The sequence below is a fragment of the Mesorhizobium sp. P2_D1 genome, from assembly GCF_056404455.1.
On the sequence record NZ_JBFUDZ010000031.1, the window covers coordinates 33,008 to 55,429 of the forward strand.

17 protein-coding genes are annotated in these 22,422 nt (G+C 63.1%); 8 read left to right on the forward strand and 9 right to left on the reverse strand.

The features are described 5' to 3' along the window. Positions 1-6: 6 nt before the first annotated feature. Positions 7-927 carry a zinc-binding dehydrogenase gene (locus AC1D0I_RS21270; RefSeq protein WP_477397506.1) on the forward strand — a complete coding sequence of 307 codons (921 nt, stop codon included), beginning with the start codon at positions 7-9 and terminating at the stop codon, positions 925-927. A gap of 74 nt (positions 928-1,001) precedes the next feature. On the opposite strand, the gene AC1D0I_RS21275 is transcribed toward AC1D0I_RS21270, so the two are convergent. From AC1D0I_RS21275 to AC1D0I_RS21305, 7 genes are all read right to left on the reverse strand, one after another. After that, positions 1,002-1,754: an SDR family NAD(P)-dependent oxidoreductase gene (locus AC1D0I_RS21275; RefSeq protein WP_095199543.1), complete on the reverse strand. Its 753-nt coding sequence runs from the start codon at positions 1,752-1,754 to the stop codon at positions 1,002-1,004. Positions 1,755-2,225: 471 nt separating this feature from the next. After that, complete coding sequence (locus AC1D0I_RS21280) at positions 2,226-4,505, reverse strand: transglycosylase domain-containing protein (protein WP_477397508.1); 2,280 nt, start codon at positions 4,503-4,505, stop codon at positions 2,226-2,228. A gap of 190 nt (positions 4,506-4,695) precedes the next feature. Then, a complete protein-coding gene (locus AC1D0I_RS21285) occupies positions 4,696-4,842 on the reverse strand; it encodes a hypothetical protein (protein WP_477397510.1) in 147 nt (48 codons plus the stop codon). 25 nt (positions 4,843-4,867) lie between these two features. Further along, positions 4,868-5,122, reverse strand: coding sequence for a GlsB/YeaQ/YmgE family stress response membrane protein (locus tag AC1D0I_RS21290; RefSeq protein ID WP_457153965.1), 255 nt, complete (start codon positions 5,120-5,122; stop codon positions 4,868-4,870). Positions 5,123-5,232: 110 nt separating this feature from the next. Continuing rightward, positions 5,233-5,436, reverse strand: a complete 204-nt coding sequence (locus AC1D0I_RS21295; protein ID WP_477397512.1) for a hypothetical protein — start codon at positions 5,434-5,436, stop codon at positions 5,233-5,235. 93 nt (positions 5,437-5,529) lie between these two features. After that, positions 5,530-6,150 (reverse strand): ribonuclease D, encoded by a 621-nt coding sequence (locus AC1D0I_RS21300; RefSeq protein ID WP_095084743.1) that lies wholly within the window; start codon positions 6,148-6,150, stop codon positions 5,530-5,532. Between the two features lie 125 nt (positions 6,151-6,275). After that, positions 6,276-7,661, reverse strand: coding sequence for a M20/M25/M40 family metallo-hydrolase (locus AC1D0I_RS21305; RefSeq protein WP_477397514.1), 1,386 nt, complete (start codon positions 7,659-7,661; stop codon positions 6,276-6,278). A gap of 421 nt (positions 7,662-8,082) precedes the next feature. Here AC1D0I_RS21305 and polA point away from each other — a divergent pair, with 421 nt between their 5' ends. Both polA and AC1D0I_RS21315 read left to right on the forward strand, forming a co-directional pair. Then, a complete protein-coding gene (gene polA, locus AC1D0I_RS21310; protein ID WP_477397516.1) occupies positions 8,083-11,037 on the forward strand; it encodes a DNA polymerase I in 2,955 nt (984 codons plus the stop codon). Positions 11,038-11,047: 10 nt separating this feature from the next. Further along, positions 11,048-11,668, forward strand: coding sequence for a LysE family translocator (locus AC1D0I_RS21315; RefSeq protein ID WP_477397556.1), 621 nt, complete (start codon positions 11,048-11,050; stop codon positions 11,666-11,668). Here the strand turns inward: AC1D0I_RS21315 and AC1D0I_RS21320 are convergent. Continuing rightward, complete coding sequence (locus tag AC1D0I_RS21320; protein ID WP_457152403.1) at positions 11,665-12,069, reverse strand: transcriptional repressor; 405 nt, start codon at positions 12,067-12,069, stop codon at positions 11,665-11,667. The genes AC1D0I_RS21315 and AC1D0I_RS21320 overlap by 4 nt on opposite strands. A 261-nt stretch (positions 12,070-12,330) precedes the next feature. On the opposite strand from AC1D0I_RS21320, the gene AC1D0I_RS21325 reads away from it, so the two are divergent. The 5 genes from AC1D0I_RS21325 to amrB all read left to right on the forward strand — a co-directional run bounded on the left by AC1D0I_RS21325 (position 12,331) and on the right by amrB (position 20,482). Then, complete coding sequence (locus tag AC1D0I_RS21325) at positions 12,331-14,535, forward strand: caspase family protein (protein WP_477397518.1); 2,205 nt, start codon at positions 12,331-12,333, stop codon at positions 14,533-14,535. A gap of 73 nt (positions 14,536-14,608) precedes the next feature. After that, positions 14,609-15,028, forward strand: a complete 420-nt coding sequence (locus AC1D0I_RS21330) for a hypothetical protein (RefSeq protein ID WP_477397520.1) — start codon at positions 14,609-14,611, stop codon at positions 15,026-15,028. After that, positions 15,025-15,735 (forward strand): DUF4760 domain-containing protein, encoded by a 711-nt coding sequence (locus AC1D0I_RS21335; protein WP_477397522.1) that lies wholly within the window; start codon positions 15,025-15,027, stop codon positions 15,733-15,735. The genes AC1D0I_RS21330 and AC1D0I_RS21335 overlap by 4 nt, the downstream gene beginning before the upstream one ends. Positions 15,736-15,737: 2 nt before the next feature. After that, on the forward strand, positions 15,738-18,764 hold the full coding sequence (locus tag AC1D0I_RS21340; RefSeq protein ID WP_477397524.1) for a caspase family protein: 3,027 nt from the start codon (positions 15,738-15,740) through the stop codon (positions 18,762-18,764). Between the two features lie 53 nt (positions 18,765-18,817). Continuing rightward, positions 18,818-20,482 carry an AmmeMemoRadiSam system protein B gene (amrB, locus tag AC1D0I_RS21345; RefSeq protein WP_477397526.1) on the forward strand — a complete coding sequence of 555 codons (1,665 nt, stop codon included), beginning with the start codon at positions 18,818-18,820 and terminating at the stop codon, positions 20,480-20,482. Between the two features lie 86 nt (positions 20,483-20,568). Here amrB and AC1D0I_RS21350 read toward each other — a convergent pair whose 3' ends face one another. Then, complete coding sequence (locus AC1D0I_RS21350) at positions 20,569-22,401, reverse strand: MORN repeat-containing protein (protein ID WP_477397528.1); 1,833 nt, start codon at positions 22,399-22,401, stop codon at positions 20,569-20,571. Positions 22,402-22,422 lie beyond the last annotated feature (21 nt).

Here is a 22,422-nt window from a genome sequence, read left to right on the forward strand (position 1 = left end):
TGAACTATGCTCGCCCTGGTCATCTCTCCAGATAGCGCCACCCGGCTGAAACTCTCAGAGCTCGACGAGCCTCAACCGGCCTCGAACGAGGCGCTTGTGTCGGTCCACGCAACTTCGTTGAACCGGGGTGAACTGCGCCTGCTCGCCATACGTCCAGCCGGCTGGATACCCGGCCAGGATATCGTCGGGGTTGTCGAACGCTCGGCAGCCGATGGCTCCGGGCCAGCCGCGAGCGCCCGGGTTGCGGCTTTGGTTGACCAGGCCGGCTGGGCCGAACGTGTCGCCGTTTCAACCGACCGTCTCGCCATCCTGCCGGATCACGTCAGCTTCGCCTCCGCCGCCACGCTTCCGGTCTCGGGCACGACGGCGCTCAGGACCCTGCGCCATGGAGGTGACCTGGCCGACCAGCAGGTCCTGATCACCGGCGCAAGCGGTGCGGTCGGTCGTTTCCAGGTCCAGATCGCCCACCAGCAGGGCGCGTTCGTGACCGCAGTCGCCGCCTCCCGACACGGAGGGGATCTCCGCAACCTTGGAGCCGGGCAGGTGGTCGAGTCGATCGAGCGGGCTGAAGGGCTGTTTTCACTGATCACTGAATCAGTCGGCGGCGAAAGCCTCGCACACGCGATCGAACGCGTCGCACCTGGCGGGACAATCGTCATGTTCGGCTCGAGCAGCGGCGAACTCACGCCCATTGGATTCCGCCAGTTCGTTCCGGGTCACGAGGGGGCGAGGCTTCATTCTTTCGCGTATTACGCTTCCGGTTCAGGCATTGGCGCGGATATCGCCTCGCTGCTCGCTATGGTCGCGGCGGGTCGGCTCGAAACGCGCGTGGTCTTGACCGTCCCGTGGACAGACGTCGCCCAGGCCCTCGACGCACTGCGACAGCGCAGCATCAGCGGCAAGGCTGTTCTCACCATAACCGGATGAGTTGGAGCAATTCCAGGAAAAGTGTGAAGCGGTTTTCCGTCCGGAATGGCGTCAAAACAAAGAAATCGACCCGCTCACACGTGCTGGCCGCCATTGATGTGGATTTCCGAGCCGGTCACGTAGGACGCCTGCTGCGAACACAGGAAGAAGATGATGTCGGCGACTTCCGCCGTGGTACCAAGGCGCCTGAGCGGGATCGTCTCGACGATCTTGTCCGTGCCCGGCGACAGGATCGCGGTGTCGATCTCGCCCGGCGCAATAGCGTTGACGCGAATGCCGTGCGGGCCGAAATCATGCGCCATCTCGCGCGTCAGCGAGCCGAGTGCCGCCTTCGATGTCGCATAGGCGGTGCCGGCGAAAGGATGCACACGCGTGCCGGCGATCGAAGTGACGTTGACGATCGAGCCCTTGGCCGCCGCCAATTCCTTAAACAGGCCGCGCGCCAGCATGATCGGCGCGAAGAAATTGACCTGGAACACATCGCGCCAGACATGCATTGGCGTGTCGATCGAGTCCATCCGGCTGTTGCCGTCCTTGAGCTTCGGCGAAATGCCGGCATTGTTGACCAACGCATGCAGCTGGCCGCCATGCGCCTCCAGCCGGTGGCGGATTTCCGACACCGCGATGCCGACATCTTCCTGGTCGGCGAGATCGACCTTGATGTGGTCTTCCGGCCCGGCCGGCCACGGGCAATCCTCAGCAAAAGCCTGCCTCGAACAGGTGATGACGCGCCAGCCTTCGCGCGAAAAGCGCTTGACCGTGGCGTGGCCGATGCCGCGGCTGGCGCCGGTCAGCACGATGGTTTTTCGGGTGTCGAGTTCAGCCATGTCAGGTCTCCAGCGACGTGATCTAGCCGAATATGGTTCCGGTGGCGAGAGCCGTGCTGACCGATCCTAAAATGACGGGCGACATCCTCAATAGCAGGTGGGGCACTCGTAGCGCAGGTTGAGATTAGACAGGAATACGAGGAGCGCCAGTACCCAAAGAACACCCAAAAACACGATACGAGATCTTTGCATAACGCGTCCGCAAAGCCACGCCAAACCATACGGTATGAGAAGTCCGGCGACGAAAGCGCCTGCCATTCCGCCTAACCTCTCGTCGAGAAGGTACGCCGGATCAGATCTGAGGTTGGGTGCCTGTCGGAACAAAATAGCGCTTGCCGTCATAGCGATCAGCAACGACCATTGTTCAAAGCTCAGACGGTTAAACCTACGAACGGCTTCCATTACTCGAGCTGCTCCGGCCATCCCTACTGATCTGAGATTAGCCACGTTTCGCCACGAAGAAAAACAAAGTCAGCCCCCGCCAAGAATATCGAGGATCGAAGTCTGCTTCTTCTTCAGCGGACCGCCGACATTGCCGGGCGGCACCGGATGCTTGATCGAAGCGGTGGCGCCCTCGTCCTCCGGCATGGCAAGGCCATCGGCATCGACGGTCTGGGCGGGACGCACGGCGCGGACCGGGGTTGGCGGCGGCGTGACCGGCGCAGCAGCCTGCGCGGCCGGCGCCTGCTGGCCAACGGACGCGGGCGGAACCGGCGCCGGCTGGCTGTTGTTTGCCGAAGGTATCTCGTCGGGCACGATCGTGTCGGCGGGGGTCGACTTCCAGGTGCCGGGCAGCGGCCGCACCGGCACGCCCTCATGCGCGGCGACCATGAATTCGTGCCAGGCCTGCGCCGGCAGCGCGCCGCCGGTGACCTTCTTCATCGGGCTGCCGTCGTCATTGCCGAACCAGACGCCGGTGGTGAGATTGGCGGTGTAGCCGACGAACCACGCGTCACGCGAATTCTGGCTGGTGCCGGTCTTACCGGCCGACGGCCAGGCGAAAGCTGCCTTCCTGGCGGTGCCGGTCTCGACTGTGCCGGTCATCATCGAGTTCATCATGCCGACGATCTCGGGCTTGACGACTCGCGGCGCGCTGCCGCCGCCGCTGTCGTAAAGCACCTTGCCGTCTGTGGTCGTCACGCGGCGGATGAAATGGATGTCCGGCTTGTAGCCGCCATTGGCGAAGGGTACGTAGGCCGATGTCAGTTCCAGCGGCGTCACCTCCGAGGTGCCGAGCGCGATCGAGGTGTTGGACTGCAGCTCGGACTGGATGCCCATGCGGTGCGCCGCCTCGACGACGGCGTTCGGCCCGACCTCCATGGTCAGCTGGGCGGCGACCGAATTCAGCGATTTCGCCAGCGCGGTGGCCAGCGTCACCTTGCCGAAATACTTGCCGCCGTAATTGTCGGGCGTCCAGTTGCCGATCTTGATCGGCGCATCGTTGCGCACGCTGTCGGGCGTGCGGCCGGCCTCGAGGGCTGCCATGTAGACGAATGGCTTGAACGCCGAGCCGGGCTGGCGGCGTGCTTCCGAAGCACGGTCGAACTGGCTGGTCGAATAGTCGTAGCCACCGACCATGGCGCGCACCGCGCCGGAATCGTCGATCGACACCAGGGCGCCCTGGGTGACGTTGAGCTTCTTGCCGCTGTCATCGATCAGCTTGCGGATCGACTGTTCGGCGAGTTTCTGCAGCGTCAGGTCGACGGTGCTGTCGACGATGATGTCACCGCGCACTGCGCCGATCAGGTCAGGCAGTTCTTCCATGATGGTGTCGGCGACGTAATTCTCCGAGCCAGTCCAGTACGACGGCGCGCGCGTCGCCGGCGCGCTCATCGCGGAAGTCAGCTCCTTGGCGCTGATCTTGCCCTCGTCGCGCATGGCGGCAAGCACGAGCTGCGAGCGTTCCTCGGCGGCCTTCGGATCGCGCGCCGGTGACAGCCGCGACGGCGCCTTCAGCAGGCCGGCAAGCAGGGCTGCTTCCGACAGGGTGACGTCGCGCGCGCTCTTGCCGAAATAGCGGCGCGAGGCCGCCTCGACGCCGTAGGCGCCGGAACCGAAATAGACCCGATTGAGGTACATTTCGAGGATCTGGTCCTTGGTGTGCTTGTGCTCGAGCCACAGCGCCAGCAGCACTTCCTGCACCTTGCGCTCCAGCGTACGGTCTGGCGTCAGGAACAGGTTCTTGGCCAATTGCTGGGTCAGCGTCGAACCGCCCTGCGAGAAATGCCCGCCAAGCAGATTGGTCACCATCGCGCGCGACAGCCCGATCGGGTCGATGCCGAAATGCGAGTAGAAGCGGCGATCCTCGATGGCGATGACGGCCTCGGGGATATAGGGCGACATTTCGTGTAAGCCGACGGCCTCGCCACCGCTCATGCCTCGATTGGCGAGCAGTTGGTTGTCGACTGAGACGATCTTGATGTTGGGGGCGCGGTCGGGGATCGACCAGGTTGTGGCCGCCGGCATCTTGGCGCCGTAGTAGATGACGATGCCGGCCGCCGCGATGCCGCCCCAGATGGCGAGCACGAAGCACCAGTAAAACAGCCGGCCGAGCACGCCGAACAGGCCGCGCCGGCTTCTGCCGCGCCCGCCGCGCGACGATTTTCCCTTGGCCGGCTTGCGTTTTGCGGAGGCTTTGCGGTTGCTCGGCACGACGCGATCCTCCTCGTTCACCGAAAGACCCGCCGAGGATTTCGCCTGCGGCGCACCCTCGAAACTGGGTTCGATGCGATTGTCTCTGCGGTTCGCCATGCGCTGTGCTTGATATCCCCGATGCTTATGGCGTTCGGGTTGAAGAGTAGATGCGGCGATTTAAGGGCGGGTTAAGTCGGGAAAAATCGAAGCAATGTGGATTCAATTGCTTGCGGATCGGTTCCAACGCCATATCGGCGCCGCCCTCTTGCACAACAAGGCGACGGCGGTCGGCGTCGGTCCGATGCCATCAATTCTGCTGGATCGAGATGCCCTTGTCGTCGATCTTGAGCTCGACGCCCTTCGGTTTGGTCTGCTCGCGATAGATATAGATGCCGAGCGCGATGACCACGACGACGAGCGCGCCAATGACGAGATAGAGCGTATTCTGTTTCATGGCGCGCTCTTTCGGTTGTCGAGCGTCAAGCTCGTTTCAGGACCTTGACCAGCACCAAAAGGATGATGGCGCCGATCGTGGCGTGGATGATCGCCGCGAGAACGCCGCCTCCGATGGAGAAGCCGATCCGCGGGAACAGCCAGCCGGCGATGAATGCGCCGACGATGCCGACGATGATGTTGCCGATCAGGCCGAAGCCGAAGCCGGACACGATGAGACCGGCGAGCCAGCCGGCGATGGCACCAATGATGATGAAGACGAGCAGGCTTTCGACACCCATGACGATTTCCTCCGAGCAAGAGGGCGAGCGCGGAGCGGAAAGCTCCGAATCGGCCTCGATATCAACGATTTCAGGCTATTCGAAACCAGCCAGCCTCGCCAGCGGCACGCTCATTGGTCGTCATCGTCGCTTGCGGCAGGCCGCCAGCTGGTCGGCTCGACCTTCTTTTGCGTATGACTGTCGGTGTAGACCCACCAGCCGTCGTCGCGATATTGCGCGATGGATTCGTTGATGACGCCGTCGCTGTCCTTCCAGGTGACGGAGACCTTGGAGCCGTCCTTCGGCGCGGTCGCTATCGGCTTTCTGTCCGCCATGTCGTCCCCCCTTCGAACAGACCAGACTCAGCCGACAGAACGCGGCGCCCTGCATCTGGTTCCAAACGGGTCAGCAGAGTCTAACCAAGGTCATCAGCTGTGGGCGAAGATATCCTCTTCGTCCCAGCCCATGAGGTCGAGTTTGGCACGCGTCGGCAGGAAGCGGAAGCAGGCATCGGCCTCCTTGGTGCGCCCGTCTCGCGCCAGCCGCCCGGCCAGCACATCGCGCAAACGGTGCAAATAGAGCACATCGGAAGCGGCGTATTCGAGCTGTTCGGGCGACAGCGTCTCGGCCGCCCAGTCCGACGATTGCTGCGCCTTGGACAGGCCGACGCCGAGAAGCTCGAAGCAGATGTCCTTCAGCCCGTGCCGGTCGGTGTAGGTGCGGGTCAGCCGCGAGGCGATCTTGGTGCAGAACACAGGCTCGGGCATCACCCCGAACGCATTGTAAAGCACGGCAAGGTCGAAGCGCCCGTAGTGGAACAACTTGGTCACGCCGCGATTTCTCAGCAGGCTGACGAGGTTCGGCGCCTTCTTCTGACCCGGCGCGATCTGGATCACGTCGGCCGTGCCGTCGCCCGGCGAGATCTGCACCACGCACAGCCGGTCGCGATGCGGGTTGAGCCCCAGCGTCTCGGTGTCGATGGCCACCGCCCCGACATTGTAGTGCGAAAGGTCGGGCAAGTCATTTTTGTGGAAACGGATGTCGGCCATTGTCTTCTCCGGTCGAGCGTGCGGCATCCCTTGAAGCGCAAGGGACGCCGTGTCGCTTTTGTCTCGTGGCCCGTCCTCGCCGCGATCCGCTGAAAAATCAACAGGAAAACTGGGGTCCCGCCGCCTCAGCGCGTTAACGCCTCAAGAATCCGCGCCCACGAGCGCTGGCCCTTGTGGAAGGAGCTCAGCTCGTATTTCTCGTTGGGCGAATGGATGCGGTCGTCGTCGAGGCCGAAGCCGACCAGCAGCGATTCCATGCCGAGATAGGTCTGGAAGTCACCAACGACGGGAATCGAGCCGCCACCGCCCGTCGTCACCGCCGGCTTCGGCCATTCGTCGGACAGCGCGTTCTTGGCCTTGGCCAGGAACGGTGAGTCGTAGGAAAGCTGGATTGCCGGCGAGCCGCCATGCGGGTGGAATTCGACCGAACAGTCGGCCGGAATGCGCTCCMTGACGAACTTCTGGAACGCAGCGCGGATCTTGGCCGGGTCCTGCTTGTGGACGAGGCGGAACGAGACCTTTGCCGAGGCTTCCGCCGCGATCACCGTCTTGAAGCCCTTGCCGGTGTAGCCGCCGATGATGCCGTTGAACTCGGCCGTCGGCCGCGCCCACGTCAGTTCCAGCACTGAGCGGCCCTTCTCACCCGACGGGATCGACAGGCCGACGGGTCCGAGGAACATCTCGGCCGTCTCGCCAAGCGTCTCCCATGATTTCAGGATCTGCGACGGCGTTTCCTCGACGCCCTCATAGAAGCCTGGAATGGTGATGTGGCCGTCCTTGTCGTGGATATCGGCCAAAACCTTGGCCAGGATGCGGATCGGGTTGGCAGCGGCACCGCCATAGAGGCCGGAATGCAAGTCGCGATCGGCGGCCTTCACCGTGATCTCCTCACCGACCATTCCGCGCAGCCCGACGCAGATCGACGGCGTGTCGCGGTCCCACATGCTGGTATCGCAGACCAGCGCGAAATCGGCCTTCAACTCGTCGGCATTGGCTTCGAGGAACGGTTTCAGCGACGGTGACCCGGATTCCTCCTCGCCCTCGAACAGGATGGTGATGCGGCACGGCAAATTGCCATGCACCTGCTTCCAGGCCCGGCATGCCTCGACGAAGGTCATCAACTGGCCCTTGTCGTCGGCCGAACCACGCCCGGTGATCACCCTGTGGCCGGGCTCGATTTCCTTGACCGCAGGCGAAAACGGATCGCTTTCCCACAATTCGATCGGATCGACCGGCTGCACGTCGTAGTGGCCGTAGAACAGCACATGCGGCGAGCCGGCTGGTCCATCATGATGCGCAACGACCATCGGGTATCCGGGCGTGTCGCGCACGCTGGCGTCGAAACCGATCAGCTTGAGGTCTGCCACCAGCCATTCCGCCGCCTTGCGGCAGTCGGCGCCATAGGCCGGATCGGTGGAGATCGACTTGATCCTGAGCAGGCCGAACAGGCGCTCAAGGCTCTGGTCGAGATTCTTGTCGAGGCGATCGAGAACGGGGGAAACTGCGGACATTTGTGAAGCCTTTCGATTCAGTGCCGGGACCGTAAAGGCAGACTGGGCGAACGAAAAGCCCGGGACGATTGGACCAAGGCGCGCAATGCCTCTCGAACGACAAAAAAAGACCGCCGTGGTGGAGGGGGAACCACGGCGGCCTTCTACTCGAAACGATGCGGCAGCCCGGAGAGGGGGGATAGGCTGCCGCAGGTGTCCGGGATAGGCGGGGGACGGGCCTTGCTCCGGACTTCGGCGAAAACTGCCGATGACGTTTATTTGGGTCTTTGAACGTGGCGATTCAAGGGCATGAAAATTACACTTTTGTAACATGGGCGTGAGCAGTCCGGCCGCTGCCATTCTGTCAGGGTGTTGCCGGAACCGGTGGGTGCCGGCGCCTTTGGCATGGACCGCAGCATCGAGCCGCGCTATCCCTGCCGACATGAAAAAAGGCGATCATCTCTTCCTTATCGACGGCTCCGGTTACATCTTCCGTGCCTATCATGCACTGCCACCGCTGACCCGCAAATCCGACGGCCTGCCGGTCGGCGCCGTTTCCGGCTTCTGCAACATGCTGTGGAAGCTGATGCTGGATGCCCGCAACACCGATGTAGGCATTGTGCCGACGCATTTCGCCGTTATTTTCGATTATTCCTCGAAAACCTTCCGCAACGACCTCTACCCCGAATACAAGGCCAACCGCTCGGCGCCGCCGGAAGACCTGATCCCGCAATTCGGCCTGATCCGCCAGGCGACCAGGGCGTTCAACCTGCCTTGCATCGAGATCGAAGGCTACGAGGCCGACGACCTGATCGCCACTTATGCCAGGCTGGCCCGCGAAGCGGGCGGCGACACCACCATCATCTCCTCCGACAAGGACCTGATGCAGTTGGTCGGCGACACGGTCGGCATGTACGACCCGATGAAGGACCGCCAGATTGGCATTCCGGAAGTCATCGAGAAATGGGGTGTGCCGCCGGAAAAGATGGTCGACCTGCAGGCGCTGACGGGTGATTCCGTCGACAATGTGCCCGGCGTGCCCGGTATCGGGCCGAAGACGGCGGCGCAGTTGCTGGAGCAGTTTGGCGACCTCGACGGACTGCTGGCCCGCGCCGGCGAGATCAAGCAGGACAAAAGGCGCGAATCGATCATCGCCAACGCAGACAAGGCGCGCATTTCACGCCAGTTGGTGACGCTGAAGGCCGACGTTCCGGTGGCAGAGGGTCTGGACGACTTCATCCTGCACGCCCCGGACGGACCGAAGCTGATCGGCTTCCTCAAGACCATGGAATTCACCTCGCTGACCCGCCGGGTGGCGGAAGCGACCGGCACCGAGGCCGGCGACGTCCAGGCCGTCACGGTGACCGTCGAGCGTGCCGACGCCGCGCATGGCCCCGATGTTGGCGCGGGAACTTCCAACGTCCGACCTGCCAAGACCGGCGAAGACGGCGCGGCAAACCAGGCCCCGGGCGCCGACAAACCCATCAGCGGCGACACCCCTTCCCTGCTCGCCGCACTGCGGTTGGAGAGCGCCGCCACCCGCAAGATCGATACGTCAGCCTATCATTGCATCCGCGATGTCGCGACCTTGAAAGCCTGGGTCGCCGAGGCAACCGAGACCGGCCTTGCCGCTTTCGACGTGAGGGCGACGTCGGCCGATCCGATGCAGGCCGAGTTGATCGGCATGTCCATTGCCACGGCGCCCGGCCGCGCCGCCTACATTCCTTTTGCCCACAAGAGCGGCAACGGTGATCTGCTCGGGGGCGGCGCGGTCGAAAACCAGATCCAGCTTCGCGAGGCGCTGGCCGTGCTGAAACCGCTGCTGGAGGACAGGTCGGTTCTCAAGATCGCGCAGAACCTGAAATACGATCTGGTCATCATGAGCCGCTATGGTATCGATGTCGCGCCTTTTGACGACACCATGCTGATCTCCTATGTGCTCGATGCCGGCACCCCTCATGGTCACGGCATGGACTCACTTGCCGAGAAATGGCTTGGCCACACCCCTCTCCAGCTCAAGGAGGTTACCGGCTCGGGCAAAAGCGCCGTCGGTTTCGATCAGGTCGACATCGACAGGGCGACGGCTCATGCCGCCGAGGACGCCGATATGACGATGCGGCTCTGGCTGGTGCTGAAGCCGCGGCTTGCCGCCAAGGGCCTGGTGTCGGTCTATGAACGGCTGGAGCGGCCGCTGGTGCCGGTGCTGGCGCGCATGGAACAGCGCGGCATCTCCGTCGATCGGCAGATCCTGTCGCGGCTCTCGGGCGAACTGGCGCAGGGCGCCGCTAGGCTCGAAGAGGAAATCTACCAACTCATCGGCGAGCGCATCAACATCGGTTCGCCAAAACAGCTTGGCGACATCCTGTTCGGCCGCATGGGCCTGCCCGGCGGTTCGAAAACCAAGACCGGGCAATGGTCGACCTCGGCGCAACTTCTCGAGGACCTCGCCGCCGAAGGCCATGAACTGCCGCGCAAGATCGTCGACTGGCGCCAGCTGACCAAGCTGAAATCGACCTACACCGATGCGCTGCCGGGCTTCATCCACCCGGACACCAAGCGCGTCCACACCTCCTACGCACTGGCGGCAACGACGACGGGCCGGCTGTCGTCATCCGATCCGAACCTGCAGAACATTCCAGTGCGCACTGCCGAAGGCCGCAAGATCAGGACCGCCTTCATCGCCGACAAGGGCAACCGGCTGGTCTCTGCCGACTACAGCCAGATCGAGCTGCGGGTGCTCGCCCATGTCGCCGAAATCCCGCAACTGCGACAGGCCTTCGCCGACGGCGCCGACATCCACGCCATCACCGCGTCGGAAATGTTCAATGTGCCGGTAGAAGGCATGCCTTCGGAAGTCCGCCGTCGCGCCAAGGCGATCAATTTCGGCATCATCTATGGCATTTCCGCCTTCGGCCTCGCCAACCAGCTGTCGATCCCGCGCGAGGAAGCAAGCAACTACATCAAGAAGTATTTCGAGCGCTTCCCCGGTATCCGCGACTACATCGAGGAGACCAAGGCCTACGCCCGCGAGCACGGCTTCGTCGAAACGATCTTCGGCCGCCGCATCCACTATCCTGACATCCGATCCTCCAATCCCTCGGTTCGCGCGTTCAACGAGCGCGCATCGATCAACGCCCGCCTGCAAGGCACCGCCGCGGACATCATCCGCCGCGCCATGGTGCGCATGGACGAGGCGCTGGAGAAGGCGAAGCTGTCGGCCCGCATGCTGCTGCAGGTGCATGACGAGCTGATCTTCGAGACGGTCGAAGCTGAAGTCGAGGCGACGATCCCCGTCGTGCGTCACACCATGGAGAACGCGGCGATGCCGGCGGTGTCGATGTCGGTGCCGCTGCATGTCGACGCCCGCGCCGCCAACAACTGGGACGAGGCACATTGAAGTGAGTGAAATGCTGCCGTTTTCAACGGCCACATTCCTCTCATTCGCGCTGGCGTCGCTGTTGATCGAACTGAYGCCAGGCCCCAACATGACTTACCTGGCACTGGTTTCGGCGAGCCACGGCCGCAGGGCGGGCTTCGCCACCGTGGCGGGCATCGCATCGGGTCTGGCGGCCATTGGCGGCATCGCCGCCCTGGGCGTCGCCGAAGTGATTCAGGCGTCGCCCTTGCTCTACGAGGGTCTCCGCTGGGCAGGCATTCTGTTCCTGCTTTATCTCGCTTGGGAGGGTTGGACCGCTGGAACCGATGTGGTTTCGAACAAGGGCAATCCGGGTGGGAAGTATTTCTGGCGCGGATTTGTCACCAATCTCCTCAATCCGAAGGCGGCGATCTTCTATGTCGCCGTGCTGCCGACCTTCGTCGAGGCCGGACGACCGATACTTGCGCAGACTGTCCTGCTTATCCTGACCTATGTGGCCATCGCGACAGCCATCCATGGACTGATCGTCGTGTTGGCGGGAGCGCTGCAGCCATTCCTCAACGATCCACGGCTGAAACGAACCAGCCGACGGCTGCTTTCGGCCTTGCTGGCGCTCGTTGCGTTCTGGTTCGCCTGGTCGACCGCGCGTTAGGCCGCTTCAGCCAAACACTTCGCACATATCCCGCGAAATTCGATCACCGCCTTCTTGGCGGCGAAGCCTGTCGAGCGCACCCATTCGTCCAGCCGGTGGTCGACATCGTGATCGGACATTTCGGTGACCTGCCCGCATGTGTCGCAGATGGCGAAGGCGGTCATTGAATGGCTGTGGTCATGCGGCTCGGCGCAAGCGACGAAGGAGTTGATGCTTTCGAGCCGATGCACGAAGCCGGACTTCACCAGCGTGTCGAGCGCCCGGTAGACCTGCAGCGGCGCGCGAAAGCCGCGCTCACGCAGCTGGTCGAGCAACGTGTAGGCGCTGAGCGGCCCGCTGGCGGCCTCGAGTTTCTCGAGCACGCACAGCTGGTTCTTCGTCAGTACATCCCTCGCCGCCATGATCCTGTTTCCAACCTGTCTTGCGTCGCTCGCGCATCATTTCCGCGCGCAAACGATCCCTACCCATCCAGATAGCGACGAACAGCCATTTTTGCTACTGTTTACAACATCTCTGCGCCGGAAGGCTGTCGAGAAAGCCTATCGTCGACCGGAGCGGGGTAACAGGCGGGTTGCTCTGCGATGCAACATTCAAAATACTGACAAAATCTTCGGCAAGGATTGCCGCGCTTGGGAAATTCGATCGGGCTTGGGGAAGCAATCATGATCAAATTGACGCGGCGGACGCTGCTGGTCGGCACGTCCGCGCTGACGATGGCTGGCATGGTGTCGTTCAGGACCATTGCAGCATCGCGCACTTACCATGCGCTGCTGGTCGCCTGTACCGAATATCCGAACCTGCCGCAGAGGAACTGGCTGATCGGACCGAAGAACGATGCGGGCCTGGTCCACGAATACCTGTTGAAGAACGTGCCCGACCCGGTGCGGTTCGCGCCCGAGAATGTCACGCTGCTGGCCAAGGACGTCCCAGGCGCAAATGGCTTGCCGACCCATGCCGCGATCAAGGCCGCGCTGGCCGACCTCGCCGCCAAGGTGCAGCGCGACGATTTCGTCTATCTGCACCTGTCCGGTCACGGCGCCCAGCAGCCGGAGAGGGTCAAGGGCGACGAGACCGACGGGCTCGACGAGATTTTCCTGCCCGTCGACATCGATAAATGGATCAACCGTGATGCGGGCGTGCCGAATGCGCTGGTCGACAACGAGATCGGTGCTGCGCTCGACGCCATCCGCAACAAAGGCGCCTTCGTCTGGGTCGTGTTCGACTGCTGCCATTCCGGCACCGCGACCCGCGCCGTCGAAGTCGATGACGAGATGGAGCGCAAGGTCGAGTTCGCCGACCTGGTCGGCGGCAGCGAAGCCGAGCGGGCCGCGGCGATCAAGGCCTATGACGAGGTGACATCCGCCGCCGGCTCGCGCGGCGTCGACGACAACGGCAGGCGCAAGCCCGCCTTCAACCTGACCCCGACCGGCGGCGAACCGATCACCAAGGGCAAGCTGGTCGCCTTCTATGCCGCGCAGACGGTGGAGACGACACCGGAGATGCCGCTGCCCAAGGGCACGACGGATGCACCCCGGTTCGGCCTGTTCACCTTCACCATCCTGTCGAAACTGGCTGAGAACCCGAACGTCACCTATCGCCAGCTCGGCCAGGCCGTGCTGCAGCAATATTCGGCCGACAGCCGCACGCGCCCGACACCGCTGTTCGAGGGCGAACTCGACGCGCGCGTGTTCGGCACCGACAAGACGGACGCGGTCATGCAATGGCCTGTTGTCATCAAGGACGGCGACGCGACGATCGGCGCCGGCCTGCTGCATCGCCTCACCCCCGGCAGCAAGCTCGCCATCCTGCCTTCGGCGTTGTCGCCGCTATCCGATGCGGTCGGCTATCTCGAGGTGCAGTCCGCCAGGAACCTGGAGAGCCGGGTCAAGCCGGTCGAATTCGACAAAAAGCCGGCGCTGAAGCTCGCCGATATTCCCGCCAACGCCTATGCGCGGGTGGCCGAAATCGCCGTCGACTACAAGCTCGCCGTGGCGCGGCCGGCGGCGACCAAGGGACTGGAAAAGCAAACCGCTCTGGTCAATTCGGTTCTCGACGAATTGGCTACGGCCAAGGAAACCGGCTTCAACATCGAACTGGTCGACCCCGGCAAGAGCGCCGAGCTTCGCTTTGCGGTGATGCGCGAGAATGCCATTGCCGGCGCTGCCAAGGACGCGACCGACAAGCCAGCGCTGTGGTTCCTGCCGGCCTCGGGCGACGTGACCTTGAAGGACGGCAGCAAGCCGCCGCTGATCATCATTCACATGGATGACCGGAAAAAGCTGGTCGAGGCCACGACCAGAAATCTGCGCACCATCTTCCGTGCCACCGGGCTGTCGCGGCTGGCGGCGGCATCCGACTACAAGCCGGAGGACGTCGACGTCCAGTTCCAGGTCAAACGCCGTGACAAGGATGGTCTCGAACCGTTGCAGGCTTCCGTGGTGCCTCGCGTCTCCCCGGGCGATGAAGTGCATGTGTTGGCAAAGAACAGCTCTGATCTGCTGGTCGACATCAACGTGCTCTATGTCGGCAGCGACTATTCGATCACCCACATCGTCGCCGAGCGCCTGACGCCGCAAGCCTCGCTCGAAGAGGGGCTGCTGGCCTTCACCGACACCAGCTTCGGCATGGAAAGGATGATCGCGGTTTTGACCGAGGCGCCGCCGGAAAGCGAGAAGGAGGATCTGAGCTTCCTGGCGCAGGACGGCGTTGCGTCCATGACGCGCGGGCTAGGCCCTGCCAGCTTCTCCGACATGCTGACCGATATCGGCATGGCGCCGGCAACCCGCTCGGTGATGCGGCTCGCCGACAAGAGCGGCCCGAAGGGCGCGGTGATGATCTTCCCTATGGAAACGGTGCCACGCGCCTGACCGAATGCCGGCACAAGGGCCGGACCGGCTCTTGCGTGATCGGCGCGATATGAGAACATTCCCGGCGGGCGCAATGGCGCATGACGGCCTGACGAAGCGGATAGGATCGATTGTGAAGAAATCTATGTTTTCCTGGCGTGGATCGGTGGCCGGCCTTGCCGGCAGCCTGTTGCTGATCGCCAATGCTTCGGCGGACGAGGCCTGCGGCCTTTGTGTCAATCAGATCGTCACCAACTCTGAACTGGCAACCTGTTTTCTCGATCAGTATGACCAGATCGCCAAAAGCGGCAACGGAGCGGTTGTCGTCGATCTCAGCAACTGCGCCTCGCGGGGCGTGGTCGAGGCGCTGCCGTCACCGAACAAGGGGGCGGCGGAGCCCGATGTACAGTTCATGATTTCGCGCCTGCAACTGGAATGCCTGAAAAAGAAGCTGGAGGCGCCCGGCATCGTGCTGGATCCCTCCGCCGTCATCGAACTGGACAGCTGCCAATGAAAAAGCCGGCGGCCAACACCAGGCAAACGGCAGCTACCGCCGCCCCCGCAAAGGCGCCAGCCACGAAGCCGGCTTTGCCGGAAACCACCGAGGGGTTTCCCTGGCCGAGCAGCCACGAGATCAAGAAGGAAGCGAACCCGTTCACCGACCGCGACTGGCGCATGCTGGTCTATGCCTGGTCGGGCCTGTTGGTGCGTCTGGCCATCATCTTCACCTTGATGTTTTCGATCTACCAGTTCCTTGCCAACCAGGAGCAGAAGCGCGTCGAGCAGACCATGTCGCTGGTTGAGCTCTGGGAAACCAAGGACTACCAGCAGGCGCAGCGCGCGCTGAAAGATCGGCTTGCGGCCCTCAACGCCAAATACGACAATCTGCTCAGCGCCAACCCCTCGCCGACCGAGGAGCAGGTGTTCCGGCAGCGGATCGGCATCGAGGCGATGACCGCCAGCGGTGGCGACATGCCACTCGCCGATTTCAGCGAAAACTTCGACCGCATCGTTTATATCCTCAACCGCCTGTCGTTCTGCATCGACGGCGATCTGTGTTCGCGCAAAGTGACCGACGCTTATTTCCGCGACTATGCCGTCTCGTTCTGGAGTTATTTTGCCGGCTATGTCGACAAACAGCGCAAGGCGGGTTCACCGACTTTCGCCACAGCGATCGAGGCCTATGTGCGCAATGGGCAACCCGCGGCCGAAGTCAAATAGCGATGGGAGGAGCAGCCCGCCGCCTCCTGCGTGCCTGCTGCTGGCTGGCCATGGCCGGTGCGCTTGCAGTCGCATCGGCTGCTAACGCCGAAGAGGCGGCTGACTTCCACCTCGATCTCGACACCGGCGGTCATAGTGCACAGGTCACCGACCTCACCTTCACGCCCGACGGCGACGACATCGTCTCGGCATCGAACGACAAGACCATCCGCATCTGGGACTGGCAGAGCGGGGTGACGCTGCGCACCATTCGCGGCTATCTCGGCAATGGCAGCGACGGCAAGATCTTCGCGGTCTCGGTCTCGCCGGATGGCAAGACGATTGCCGCCGGCGGCTATTTCGGCGCCAGCCTCGGCGACAGGCCACCCTATGGCGACATCCGGCTGTTCGACTTTGCCACCGGCAAGATGAAGGCGGTGCTCAAGGCCGCCGACTACGCAACCTACGACCTCGCTTTCTCTCCCGACGGCAAAACCCTGGCTGCCGGTGGCGCCGACGGCGTCGTCTATCTCTGGCGGCTGGACGACAAATCCGCGACCGGGTGGACGCTGGACAAGAAGCTCGATGCCGATTCTTGGCACATCGACAAGCTCGCCTTCGCTGCCGCGGGGACTAGGCTGGCGGCGACCACCACCGACAACGGCATCCGGCTCTGGGACGTCGCAAAGGGCGAGGAGATCGCCTTGCCGGCCGAGGCCGAACCGTTGCGGGATATCAGTGTCATGGCATTGGCCGTCTCGCCGGATGGCAGCCTGTTTGCCACCGGCAGCAAGGACGGGCAGGTCCAGCTCTGGCACGCAGACGACGGCACGCTGGTGCGCGCCATGCCGAAGCAGGATTTCCTCATCGGCTCGCTGACCTTTGCCAAGGGGTCGCGGCTGGTCGCCTCCTGCGGCTATCGCTGCGCCGACAAGCATCGCTCCGTCGTGTGGAACACCGACACCGGCGAAAAGGTGCTCGACTATACCGGCCACGACGGCACGGTCTATGCCAGCACCGCCAATGCCGATGGCTCGCTGGTGGCAACCGCCGGCGGCACGCGCAACGCCATCCAGGTCTGGGATCCCACGACTGGCGAGCGCAAGGCTCTGCTGCAGGGGGTGGGTGAGCCGGTGACCGCCGTCGGCATCGACGCAGCGAATGACGTCATCGCCTGGGGCAATGCCAACCCTTGCCCCCAGCGCGTGTCCTGTCCGGAGGAACAAGGCGAACTGGACAACAGGCTGGTGCTGCCGACCACCGAGCGATTCTTCGACGACCCGCAGCCGCTGGCGGAGCCGGGCTCGTTTGCCCGCGCCGCGTTGACAGACGGCCAGTGGTCGCTGCGCGCCAGGGAGGGAGGCAAGGACGCGTTGGAAAACGCGGTGCTGGAGATCGCCAATGGCGGCAAGATGGTGCGCAGCATCGAGAACGATGCCACCAATGGCTTTGTCCATTCGGCCTTCACCCTGATCGACAACGGCCTTGGCCTGATCACCGGCGGCAATGACGGCACGCTGCTCGAATACAGGACGCCGACAGCGAGAGTGTCGGGCGAATTCACCGGCCATACCGGCGAAATCAATGCCATGGTCGCTTCGGAAAAAGCGGGCCTGCTGGTCACCGGCAGCGCCGACCAGACGCTCAGGCTCTGGAATCTGAAGACGCACGAGCTGATCGTCTCGATGTTCTTCGCCGGCTCGCAATGGATCGCCTGGATGCCGCAGGGCTACTACTATTCCTCCGATGAAGGCGACAAGCTGATCGGCTGGCAGGTCAACCAGGGCCGCGACCATGAAGGCCGCTTCATCCGCGCCGGCCAATTGAAGAAATATCTCTGGAGCCCGGAGATGGTTCGCCGCGCGATCATCTTGCGCAGCGCCAAACAGGCGGTCAAGGAGATGCGGCCAAGCGTCGACAACGAACTCCAGAAACTGCTGCAGCGCAAGCCACCGGAATTCGACATCCGCCTCGCCACCGACCAGAGCAAGGTGCGTGACGGTTATGTCGCTGTCGAGATCACCGGTGCGGGGCAAGCCGGGACCGATGTCGCCGGCTTCTCGATCCTGTCGAACAGCCGCAATGTCGGCGACGTCACCGCCCGCTCGGTGGACGGCGACAACACCATCGTCGAGATACCGGTCGAGAATGGCGAAAACACCATCCGCATCACCGGCACCAACGAATTCGGTTATCTGACCGAACGCAGCGTAACGGCTCTGGCAAGGAAGACCGAGAAGTCCGAGGCCAAAGGCAAGCTCTATGTCGCGGTCATCGGCGTCGACAAATATCCGTTCCTGACCGACGCCTGTTCGGGCCACGCCTGCGACCTGCGCTACCCCGTCGATGATGCCACCGAATTCCTCAAGGTGATTGCGCAGAAATCGGCGCCGCTGTTCTCATCGATGGAGACGCTGGTTCTGGTCAACCGTGAAGCGCTCGATGAGGCCCCCGACAAGGCCAAGCAGACTTATTCAATCGCCAGCGCTGACGGCATCATGGAGCCCGACTCCGACACGATCGACGACCAGCTCGCCGATTTCCTCGACAGACCGGGCGAGCACGACACCACGATCATCTTCGTCGCCGGCCACGGCATCAACATCGACGAGGACTATTATTTCATCCCGACCGACGGCCGCAAACAGGATGCCGAGCGCTGGAAGCGCTCCTCGCTTGTCGACTGGTCGGACATCCAGAAATCGGTCGAGCGGGCCAAGGGCATGCGCTTCATGCTGCTCGACACCTGCCATGCCGCCAACGCCTTCAACCCGCGCCTGGAAAAGGACGCGCAGGATGCGCGCATCGTCGTGTTTTCGGCCACCGCAGCCAACAACACCGCCGCCGAACTGCCCGAACTCGGACACGGCGTCTTCACCTATTCGATCCTCGAAGGCCTGCGCGGCAAGGCCAGGACGTCGGACGGCGGCGTCACGCTGTTCGGCCTTGCCGACTACATTTCACGCGAGGTGGTGCGGCTGACATCATCGAAGCAGAAGCCGTTCTACTATGTCGGCGGCGTGGAGAACATCGTGCTCGCCGAGCCATGAGGGGACTGCGCCAAGACACCCCCCTCGCGCGACTGTGGCCGGCAATCGCAGCAATGCTATTCTGCCTCTTTACCCCACTCTTTTACGCCGTTGCCGCGCCCGTAATTTGCCCGCCCGGCGCTGACAACTTTCCGCCCTTCTACGATGACGCCAAACTGTTCAAGGATGCCATCGCAAAGGTGGCCGATATCGAGCCATCGAACCAGCGGCTGACCGGCATCACCGTCCCGCATCATCTCCTGGCCGCGGACCTGGTAGCGCTGGGGTTCCGGGCGGCGTCCGGCTTCCGCTACAAGCGCATCGTCATCCTGTCGCCAGACCATTTCCACAAGACGCGCAAACTGTACGCCACCTCGGTACGCGGCTTCGATACCGTGCTTGGCCCGGTCGCCGCCGACGTCCAAGCAGTACGCCAGCTCGAAACGCACGGCGACATGGTCGAGGAGTCCTGCCTGTTCGACAAGGAACATGGGGTGCGCGCGATGCTGCCTTTCCTGCACCACTACTTCCCCGAGGCGAAAATCGTGCCCGTGGCGATGTCGGTCAAGGCGCGGCGCGGCGACTGGGACAGGCTGGCCGAGGCCCTGAAGCCGATCGTCGACCAGGACACGCTGATCGTCGAATCCACCGACTTCTCGCACTATCTGCCGCAGCACGACGCACGGCGCTTCGACCAGCAGACGCTGAACATGCTGGCCGCCGGGTCGCTCGACGGCATAGCGGCGCTTCGCCAGCCCGCTCACGCCGATTCCGTCGGCGCGCTCTACATCCAGACCAGGCTGCAGCGCGAACTGTTCGGCGCCCAGCCGCTGGTCGTCGCCAACGAGAGTTCGCAGGAACACACGCCGGACTATGTCGAGCGGACCACCAGCTATGTCGTGGCGCTGTTCGGTGCCTTCGCTCCCGGTTTCAACAACCCGGCACGGCCGAAGGACAGGATCTACTATCTGGCCGRCGACGTGAATTTCGGCCGTGCCATCAAGAAAATACTGGTCCGCGACGGTGTTGCCGACCGGATCGTTGACAGCGTTTTGACCCTGACCGGTTCACGGCCGCTGATCGTCAACCTCGAAGGCGTCATCTTGCCCAACGTGCCGGAAGCGATCGACGACATGACACTGGCGATGCCGCAAGACCTGGCTATCGACATGCTGAAGCGGCTGCGTGTCGCCGGTGTCGGGCTCGCCAACAATCATGCCTATGATCTCGGCCCGTCAGGCTATGCCGAGACGCTGCGAGCGCTGAACGAAGCCGGCATCCCGCATTTCGGCCAGGGTGAGACGCTGGCGCTTGCCGATCTCGACCTCGTCGGCCTGACCGACATCGACACCAACGGCTCGAAGAACACCGATCTGCTGACGCCTGCCCTGCTTGACCGGCTGCTGCACGAAAACGCCGAGCGGCCGGTCGTCGCCTTCGTCCACTGGGGCCGCGAGTACAAGACCGAACCGTCGGCGCGCGAGGACATGCTTGCCGACCAGATGCGGCTGCGTGGCGCATCGGTCATCGTCGGCGGCCATCCGCATGTGTCGAGCGAGGCGATCGTTCCGCTTGCCGGCGGCGATGTTGCGGAGATCTATTCGCTCGGCAATTTCCTCTTCGACCAGAGCGCCGAGCGGTCGTCGGGATCGATGCTGGAACTGCGCGTCTTTGCCCAGGGCACGATCTTCACCCGGCTTTTGCCGCTGCCCAACTATTTCGAGATGGGCCGCAAATAGGCGCGCCAGGGTGTGTTGAGATTCAGGTCAAGCCGAGCCGGAAGCTGCCGTTTGCAGGCCGGCATCACCTGAATATCGATGCACCCCTAACCGCAGCCGACCATATCGCGCGGCAGATAACAGGCCGCCGGCTCGGTCTTGGTCTCGAACAGCGACTGCTTCGGCCGAAAATAGAAGAAGGTGACCGGCTTGCTCTCGCGCACGCTGCCATCGGCAAAATGCGCGGCGATGCTGAAGCTATGGATCGACGACATCGACGACCACATCTTCAGCCGCGCCGTGTAGGCGCTGATCTTCTTGTTGCCGCGCACCGGCATGGCGATGGTGTAATCATGCTTGCCGATCGGGAACTCGATGTTCTGGTAGCGCATCGCTTCCGGCGTGCCGCCGCCGCCATCGCCGCATTCGGCCATCGCTTCCGGCGTCTCGAAAACAGCCATGGTGATAGAGGTGCGGAACGGCTCGCTCTGCTGGTAGACATGACCTTCATCGTCCGACCAGGAATAGTCGAACTTGCCGATCGCATTCAGCGTCATCGCCTGTTGCATGGTGCCGAGATAATCGGCGACCTCGCCGAACTTGATCTTGTTGGTGAGCTGGCTGCGGCAGACGTTGAGACTATCGACAGAAGGACAGGGAAACCGCCCCGTCTCCAGGCTGGCCGTGTCGACGCCAGCCTCTGCGAGCACGCTCTTGATCGACACGTCGACGCCCTCGCCGAAACTGCCGACATCCTTGCTGAACATGCGGCTGGGATCACCGGTCGGATTGCCCTCGTCGTCGACCGTGGTGAACTGGATCGACATCTTCATGTCCTTGGGCTCGCCCCAACCATTGTTGATGATCGAGAAATCCGGACGGAAGCCGACGCAGCCGAAATGCTCCGATATCGACAGCATTGGCTTGCGATAGGCATCACTGGCGGCGACCTTCATTTCCAGACTGTCGAGCTTGACCCTGGAATGGTCTGACGTCTTCAGGTCGACCTCGGCAAAGGCCGGCGCCTCCTCCCAGTTCATACCTTCATAGACATTGCTGGTGGTGACATGGCCGGTGCCGTTCCAGCTGTCATTGTACTGGTCCGACAGCGGATAGATCGCGATATCCTCGTCGCGCACCAGATGTTGGTACTGCATATCGGACTGCTGGGTCATGCGCTGGTCGACCGCAACGCCGATCTCGACCTTGTCGGCATCGCCGCCACCGGTCTGCGCCTTGAGCAGCCCGCCGACCCTGGCATCGGCCAGCACGTCGGGACGCATTCCGCCGACCTCCTTGCCCATTGCCCATTGCGACTCGTAGATGGTGCCTCCGGTAAGCCGCGTGCGGCCCTCGCCGTTCTTCAACCCATCGACAAATGAGCCGGCAAAAATCTCCCCGGTCTTCGACAGCAGTCGCCCCTCGCCATTCGGCTCGCCAGCGACGAACTGACCCTCATAGCGGTTGCCGTCGGCATCGACATGAATGCCCTTGCCGTTGAGTTGTCCGGCAAGCCAATGCCCGTCGAAAACCTCGCCAGAACGCAGCTCGAGCCGGCCTTGCCCGTCGGGCCGGCCATTGCGGACGTCACCGAAATAGCTGGAATAGATGGTTTTGGGATCATAGCTCGCCGAGCCACGCACCCGCCACACCAGCCTGCCTTTGCCGTTGATGGTGCCGTCCTCAGTGATCGTCCGGTCGGGCGACTGGCCGGCCGCCGGCTCCCAGACGAAGTCGAGGTTTTTCTCCGGATGGAAATCCCAAACCCGGACCATCCTGCGCAGCACCGAGCGCGTGTCTGCCTGGTAGAGGATCTGCACCCGTTCCGCCCAGGCGCCGCCGGCAGGACCGGTCGGCGGATCAGCGAAGGCCGGTGATAGCATCAACCCGGCCAGCATCGATGCGGCCGCGATCCCGAACACCGTCCTTGTCCGCACCATCCCTTGAGCCCCTTTGGATGC

Bases quoted from the DNA above. Each gene is read 5' to 3' on its own strand.
- AC1D0I_RS21270 (WP_477397506.1), top strand. From the start codon at position 7: ATGCTCGCCCTGGTCATCTCTCCAGATAGCGCCACCCGGCTGAAACTC.
- AC1D0I_RS21275 (WP_095199543.1), bottom strand. From the start codon at position 1,754: ATGGCTGAACTCGACACCCGAAAAACCATCGTGCTGACCGGCGCCAGC.
- AC1D0I_RS21280 (WP_477397508.1), bottom strand. From the start codon at position 4,505: ATGGCGAACCGCAGAGACAATCGCATCGAACCCAGTTTCGAGGGTGCG.
- AC1D0I_RS21285 (WP_477397510.1), bottom strand. From the start codon at position 4,842: ATGAAACAGAATACGCTCTATCTCGTCATTGGCGCGCTCGTCGTCGTG.
- AC1D0I_RS21290 (WP_457153965.1), bottom strand. From the start codon at position 5,122: ATGGGTGTCGAAAGCCTGCTCGTCTTCATCATCATTGGTGCCATCGCC.
- AC1D0I_RS21295 (WP_477397512.1), bottom strand. From the start codon at position 5,436: ATGGCGGACAGAAAGCCGATAGCGACCGCGCCGAAGGACGGCTCCAAG.
- AC1D0I_RS21300 (WP_095084743.1), bottom strand. From the start codon at position 6,150: ATGGCCGACATCCGTTTCCACAAAAATGACTTGCCCGACCTTTCGCAC.
- polA (WP_477397516.1), top strand. From the start codon at position 8,083: ATGAAAAAAGGCGATCATCTCTTCCTTATCGACGGCTCCGGTTACATC.
- AC1D0I_RS21320 (WP_457152403.1), bottom strand. From the start codon at position 12,069: ATGGCGGCGAGGGATGTACTGACGAAGAACCAGCTGTGCGTGCTCGAG.
- AC1D0I_RS21325 (WP_477397518.1), top strand. From the start codon at position 12,331: ATGATCAAATTGACGCGGCGGACGCTGCTGGTCGGCACGTCCGCGCTG.
- AC1D0I_RS21330 (WP_477397520.1), top strand. From the start codon at position 14,609: ATGGCGCATGACGGCCTGACGAAGCGGATAGGATCGATTGTGAAGAAA.
- AC1D0I_RS21335 (WP_477397522.1), top strand. From the start codon at position 15,025: ATGAAAAAGCCGGCGGCCAACACCAGGCAAACGGCAGCTACCGCCGCC.
- AC1D0I_RS21340 (WP_477397524.1), top strand. From the start codon at position 15,738: ATGGGAGGAGCAGCCCGCCGCCTCCTGCGTGCCTGCTGCTGGCTGGCC.
- AC1D0I_RS21350 (WP_477397528.1), bottom strand. From the start codon at position 22,401: ATGGTGCGGACAAGGACGGTGTTCGGGATCGCGGCCGCATCGATGCTG.